Annotated in this window: 5 protein-coding genes; 2 read left to right on the top strand and 3 right to left on the bottom strand. The window is 69.8% G+C overall.

The window, feature by feature from the left end; all coding sequences use genetic code 11:
- Nucleotides 1-208: 208 nt before the first annotated feature.
- Entirely contained in the window at nt 209-1,483 is a 1,275-nt protein-coding gene (gene dacB, locus ETD96_RS39225; RefSeq protein WP_240808547.1) for a D-alanyl-D-alanine carboxypeptidase/D-alanyl-D-alanine endopeptidase, read from the bottom strand.
- Nucleotides 1,484-1,747: 264 nt separating this feature from the next.
- Here dacB and ETD96_RS39220 point away from each other — a divergent pair, with 264 nt between their 5' ends.
- Entirely contained in the window at nt 1,748-2,239 is a 492-nt protein-coding gene (locus ETD96_RS39220) for an inorganic diphosphatase (RefSeq protein ID WP_131943154.1), read from the top strand.
- Nucleotides 2,240-2,365: 126 nt separating this feature from the next.
- Here the strand turns inward: ETD96_RS39220 and ETD96_RS39215 are convergent, their stop codons facing one another.
- Together ETD96_RS39215 and ETD96_RS39210 are read right to left on the bottom strand one after the other, a co-directional pair.
- Complete coding sequence (locus tag ETD96_RS39215; RefSeq protein WP_240808546.1) at nt 2,366-3,640, bottom strand: NlpC/P60 family protein; 1,275 nt, start codon at nt 3,638-3,640, stop codon at nt 2,366-2,368.
- Between the two features lie 125 nt (nt 3,641-3,765).
- Nucleotides 3,766-5,532, bottom strand: coding sequence for a sigma factor (locus tag ETD96_RS39210; protein ID WP_138641551.1), 1,767 nt, complete (start codon nt 5,530-5,532; stop codon nt 3,766-3,768).
- A gap of 579 nt (nt 5,533-6,111) precedes the next feature.
- On the opposite strand from ETD96_RS39210, the gene ETD96_RS39205 reads away from it, so the two are divergent.
- Nucleotides 6,112-6,413 (top strand): MerR family transcriptional regulator (locus ETD96_RS39205; RefSeq protein ID WP_138641550.1); only part of this gene is annotated, 302 nt, incomplete at its 3' end.

Raw genomic sequence — 6,413 nt, 5'->3', positions numbered from 1 at the left:
CCCAAAAATCAGGCCCCACCCACCCGGGGGCGGACCGTACCCCTTCACGCTCGCATCGCCCCACGCCTCAACGCAGGAGAACGCCCACCTGTGGATAACCGCAGCTCGACCGCAGCCGCACCCAGCAGGCCCAGCCGGCTGCCGCGCACCGCAGGCCCAGCCGCACCCGCGCCCCGCAGGCCCAGCCGCGCCCGCACCCCACAGGGCGTCAGCCGCAGCCGCAGGAGGCGACGGTCGCGGCCAACTGGTCCAGCTTGCCGGGATCGACCGGGCCCTTCCCGTCCCCCGCCATGAAGGCGAACGCGAGCAGCCGCCCGTCCGCGTCATATGCGAGCCCGGCCAGCGTGCTGACGCCCGCCAAGGTGCCCGTCTTGGCGCGGACCATGCCGGCGCCCGCCCGGCTGCCCACCGTGGTGTAGCGCGGCGGGCTCAACGTCCCCGAGAATCCCGCGACCGGCAGTCCCGTGATGGCCGCGCGCAACTCCGGGTGCTTCTCGCCGGCTGCGAGCGAGACGATCCTGGCCAGCGCCATCGGCGAGATCCGGTTGCGCGGCGACAGGCCGCTGCCGTCGTTGACCGAGACGCCTTCCGCCACACCGAGCCGGCCCAGGACCTGCTGGACGGCCTGCGCCGCCCCCGCGAACGTCGGCGGACGCCCCAGCTTGATGGCGACCTGGCGGGCCACCGCCTCGGCGACGTCGTTGTCGCTGTCGGTCAGCAGGTGCTCCACCAGAGCGGTCATCGGCGGTGAGTGGACGATGCCGAGCCTCTCGGCGCCCTCCTGCGCCACCGTCCTCTCTCCTGCCTTCGCCTTGATTCCCTGCTTGGACAGCAGGTACGCGAACTGCCTCACCGCAGTGGCGGGCGGGTTGGAGACCCTCGTCTTCTTGGTCGGGTCCGTCGGGGAGACGCGGCCCTCATCGACCGTCAGAGCGGTCACAGGCGCGACCTCGCCGTCCGGCAGGTAATTGGGCTTCCACCCAGCCGCCGTATAAGGGCCCTGGTACGCGGACACGTCGTAGTCAACGCGCGCCTCTCGCACACCGGCGGCCTTCAGCGCGGCAGCCGTCTGGCGAGCCAGGTCCAAGAGGGACGCATAGGGCGGATGCCCCGCCCCCGGACGTGGCGGCAGGGCCGTCAGGGTAGGATCCCCGCCTCCGACCAGTACGATTCCGCCGCCGGTACCGCGCACGACCCGGGTGGCGATCCGGTACGCGGGGCCGACCGTGGCCAGCGCCGCGACCGAGGTCGCCAGTTTCGTCGTCGAGGCGGGGGTGGCGGGCCGATCGGCACCCAGCGCGTACAGGGACCGGCGCGTCTCGGCGTCGACGACCACCGCGCTGATCTTCGCCTTCGGCCCGCCGATCAGCGGCGCCAGCCGTCCAGCCAGGACGGAGGGGTTCGGCGCCCGGCCCGACGCGGGATCGGCCGCGGGGACCACGACCGCGGACGCCGGAACGCGCACCGGGTCGCGCTCCGCCACGCTGGGGGGCTGCGGGGACAGATGACGCTCGGGTGTGAGTTTCGCCACTGCCAGCCCGGCGGCGACGGTGAAAACGTTAAGGAGGGACAGCGACAGAATCACGAGGGCCCGGCCCCGTCCAGGCACGTGACCGCCCCTCTCCCACTCAGCACTCACCAACGTGCGACATCCTTATACGAGGGAACACTCGCCCTGTGGGGCCGGCCTCACCCACGGGCTCCCGGAAGACTATTCACTGCGAGCGCGCAGGGAGCGGAGGACATCTTGGATTTCGACGTCACCATTGAGATCCCGAAGGGCCAGCGGAACAAGTACGAGGTGGACCACGAGACGGGGCGCATCCGGCTCGACCGCATGCTGTTCACCTCGACGCAGTACCCGGCCGACTACGGGTTCATCGAGGACACCCTAGGGGAGGACGGCGACCCGCTGGACGCGCTCGTCCTGCTGCAGGAGCCGACGTTCCCGGGCTGCCTCATCCGCTGCCGCGCGGTGGGCATGTTCCGGATGACCGACGAGGCCGGTGGTGACGACAAGGTCCTGTGCGTCCCCGCCACCGACCCCCGCATGGAGCACCTGCGCGACATCCACCACGTCGCCGAGTTCGACCGCCTGGAGATACAGCACTTCTTCGAGGTCTACAAGGACCTGGAGCCCGGCAAGTCCGTCGAGGGCGCCAGCTGGGTGGGGCGCGTCGAAGCCGAGCTGGAGATCGAGCGTTCCCGGAAGCGCGCCGCGGACCAGGGCGGCCACTGAGCGCCGGGGCCGGGAGTCGCAGACGGCGCTGATCCGCTCCCGCCGCCCCCGCGACACGATCCCGTAAGGACCCTTCCGCACGGAACGCCGTGCGGAAGGGTCCTCGCCGTCCATGGGCACCACGGCTCATCCCGGGCGGGTGGCACCGATCAGGTCACCGCGGTGAATGCTCGATACGCGAACCTCGGCCCCCGTGTAGGGCGCCTCCACCATCTGGCCGTCGCCGATGTAGATGCCGACATGGTGGATGGTGGCAGGGTCGGACGAATCCGTGGCGAAGAAGACCAGATCCCCCGGGCGCAACGCGCTCGTGGACACATGCGGGCCCGACGTCCATTGGGTACCGGTCCAATGGTCGAGCCGTACACCGGCCTTGTCCCACGCGTACATGGCGAGGCCCGAACAGTCGAAGCCGACCGTGCCCGCGCCTTGAGCGAACCCCTGGCTGGGCCCGAACATGTTGCCTCCACCCCACGCGTACGGGGTGCCCAGCCATTTCAGCGCCGCCCGGGCGGCGATGGCACCGCGCGCGGCGGACGAGGTCAGTCCTGTGGCGGGAGCCTCTGAGCCTGCGAAGGCGGAACGTGCCTTGCGCGCCTCGGCCTTCTCCCTCGCCCTTTCCCGCGCGCGCTTGACGCGAGCAGCATGGGCCTTGGCATCGCCGAGCCGACGCTCAAGGCGCCGCTTCTCGGCTTCGATGCGTTGGACGGACGCCTGCTGCCTCGCCACCGCCTCCTCCGCGAACCGCTTGGCCTCCTCGGCCCGCCGCGTCACGGCTTGCTGCTCCTCGAACGCGGCCTCCGCCTGGCGGCGGAACACGTCCGCGACGTTCTTGGACGCCTCCACGCGGCCGACCATGGCCGCCCGCCGTTGGGTGAGCATCTGGACCATCCCCGCACGGTCCATGAAGCCCTGGGGGCCGCCATCGCCGACAAGCGCTGACGAGATCTGGTCGTAGCCGGTGTTGTCCTGGTAGACCCGGGCCGCGAACGACGCCAGTTCAGCCCTGCTCTCCTCCACCCTCCGGTCCGCCTCGGCAACACGGCCTTGGGTGTCCCAGTACGCGCGCTGAGCGCGTTGCAGCTGCACCCGCTCGCCGTTGTATCGCTCTATGGCGGTCTCCGCGGCGACGCCGAGCCTGTCGAGTTCGCCGTCCGCCTGCGCGAGCTTGGCTTTCGTCCGGCCGACTTCGGCCGCCCGTTCCCGCACTTGGCGTTCGGTCCGTTCGAGGTCCTTCGCGCTAGGGCCGGGGTCGGCGGACGGACGCGCTGACGCGGCCGGCACCAGCAGGCTCATGCCCATGGCCAGGCCGGAGCCGAAGGCGACCACCCGCAGCATCGTGTTCAGGGCGGGGGGCCGCACCGCACGGCGGTGGCGGGTGTCTGCTGCGCCGGTTGCCATGAGCACGTCCTCCCCCGGGGATGCACTGCTTAGCGCAAACGATCACCTACGAAGAGTAGTTGACTCGGGCAATGGTCGGTACACGCGCCGCTCCAGGCAGGCCGTTCACGGCCGAGACTTTCCCGTCATCCGGTGGCTGTCGGCCCCACGCTCGGTGGGTTCTCGTCGGACGGCCGTCCTGTCGGAGACGGTGTTGCCTCAGGGGCTGTGCCAGGGGGTGATGTCGGCGCAGGGGTCGATGGTGTCGGTGTCGGCGCCGGCTGACTGCTTCCTGGCGGCTCCGTATCCGTCGGTGTCGGCTGAGGGCTTCCCGGTCGTTGCGTCTCGGGCGGCACAGAGGGGCTCGCCGAACTGGAGCCCGTCGGCGTAGGCGAGGGGTCTGGGTCGGGGTCGGGCGGTGCGTCCTTCCGCCAGGTGACGTGCATCTGGACGCCGCCCGGCCGGAAGGTGACAGTGCCGGCCCCACGGTCGTCCGGACCGCGCGAGACGTGGACGTGCAGGGTCACGGTCTGCCCGGACTGAAGACGGCCAGAGGACGGCTGTATCTGAACAGGTCCCTGGGTGTTCGTCTGCCAGGCCACAGGTCCGTCTTCCGCTCGCACCTCTATGGAGCCGTCCGAACCTCCTGCCAAGTCCAGGTAGAGCGGTGAGACGACCAGGATGCCCGCAGACGTTGTGGGCTCGGTCCCGGAGACTGGCACTGGTGGCGGTTCGGGCACGGCCGTCGGAGGTGCGGACGAGGCGCGCGCGCCGAACGGGAACGTGGCCGACACAGGGACGGCGTCAAGCGGCCCGGGTCCGTCCGGGCTCATCTCAGGCGGCCGTCTGGTCTCCGGTGTCTGAGAGACACCGGGCACCACGGTCGGCTGCGGACCGGCGGCCGTTTCGGCTGGGTTCCCGTTGGTGCCCAGCACTCCGTACATCGACGCGACCCCACCGCCGGACAGGAACGCCACCACCGTGAGCACCATCGCGGCACGGACGGCCTGCGCGCCGATCCCCGCCGGTGCGGCGGCGGGCGCCTTGCGGAAGCGGCCGAGCCATGAGCCTCCGCCGCTCTGGCGGGTGCCCCGTTTCGACCGCAGGTCCTGGACGGGGAAGCCATCGGAGGTGAACTCCGTGACGCGGGTGGCGACGAAGAGCCTGTAACCCACCAGCTCGGGGTCCAGAAAGCAGCTCATGACACGGAGCCGCGTTTCTTTTGCCGGACGCGCGTCCGGCAGCAGCCCGTACACCTTCCTCGCCGAGACCGAGCGGGGGCGGAGCGAACCGCAGACGGAGCAGGCTTCCGCGTGCCGTCTCAGCCGTCCGCTCAGGTCGTGATCGAGCTCGCCGGACCGTTCTCGCAGCAGCAGCGCACGCCTGCCGCAGCCATAAGGACCCTGTTGCACGAGCATCTCCGCGACCAGCGCGTCCTCCAGCTCGACCCGTGCGAGGTCCAGCGCATCCTGGGCGCCCTTCAAGGACAGGCCCAGAACCACGGCCAGGTCGGGCACCGGCAGTCCATGCCTGATGCTCAGTTCCAGGATCTCTCGCGAGATCGGACGTAACGCCAGGACCGCGTGCCAGGCCGTGATGCGCTGGTCGACATCCTCCTGGTCGTGGCTGGCGACCGGCATGTCCGGGGTCTTGTTCCGCAGCGGCATGTGCCGAGCGCACTCCAGCCTGGCGATGGCATAGAGCCACGCCTTGAACCGGTGAGGATCGCGCAGCTTGCCGATGTGCGCCTCCGCCACGATGAACGTGTCGCGCAGGGCGACCTGCGCCGTGTCGCGGCAGCGCAACTGGAACCAGCAGTACGCGTAGAGCCGGTGGGCATGTGCGTCGTACACCGCGGCCGGGGCGCTGGGATCGCGCTCGCGTAGCGCCTCGACCAGGAGATGGTCGTTCATACCGGAAAAGGTAAAGGCTCTTCGCGTTCTTTACTGGCCATTTCAGAAGATCCAACTGGGATACCGAACCCCATTCATGTACCACTCATGGCGACTCCGACGGAGTGTCGCAATAGAGCGATTTGCGCGCTTTGACCGACATACTGCAACTATCGCACGCTTGCCATGACCAGCACAGCATCTCGATGAGCACCCCTACTGCGACACAGAGTGAAGTGCTGGAATCGGCCCACTTGCCTTACGAAGGATCACTCCAACATCAACAAAATCAACCTTTCGTGCGCCGATCATCAGCCGGAGCGAGGAGGTCCGCCGCGCTCCGGCTGATGATCATCGGAGATCGCCAATATCGCGCACATCGCCCGGCCCCACGGGCCCGCCGCCCACTCCACACCTCACGGGACCGAGGCGTCTCCCGCGAATGGCTCCCGCGCATCGCCCGACCCGACAGGCACTGCCGTCCACTCCAGCGCGAGGCAGACACCCCGAGTCCCCGACGAACGCCGGCGCGACTACCTCCTCGAAACGATCACCAAATCGCAGTTGACAGTGTCACGATGACAGTGTCATCATCGAGCCATGGACGGTACCTGGACCATCGGCGAGCTGGCGGAACGCGCCGCCGCCGCTCTCGCGGCGGAAGGAGCCGCGCAGGTCAGCGGCCGGGTGCGCGACCTCCCCAACGCCCGGCTGATCCGCTGGTACACCACGATCGGCCTGGTCGACCCGCCGCTCGCCCGGCGCGGCCGCAACGCCCTGTACGGCCACCGCCACCTCCTCCAGCTCGTCGCGGTGAAACGCCGCCAGGCCGAAGGCCGCTCGATCGCGGAGATCCAGCTCGAACTCGCCGCGGCCCCCGACGAGACGCTCGCCCGCATAGC

The sequence above is a fragment of the Actinomadura geliboluensis genome, assembly GCF_005889745.1.
Taxonomy (GTDB): domain Bacteria; phylum Actinomycetota; class Actinomycetes; order Streptosporangiales; family Streptosporangiaceae; genus Spirillospora; species Spirillospora geliboluensis.
This window is presented reverse-complemented; position numbering and strand designations above follow the sequence as displayed.

Coding starts and splice junctions, on each gene's coding strand:
- ETD96_RS39210 (WP_138641551.1), bottom strand. CDS start 5,532: ATGAACGACCATCTCCTGGTCGAGGCGCTACGCGAGCGCGATCCCAGC.
- ETD96_RS39215 (WP_240808546.1), bottom strand. CDS start 3,640: ATGGCAACCGGCGCAGCAGACACCCGCCACCGCCGTGCGGTGCGGCCC.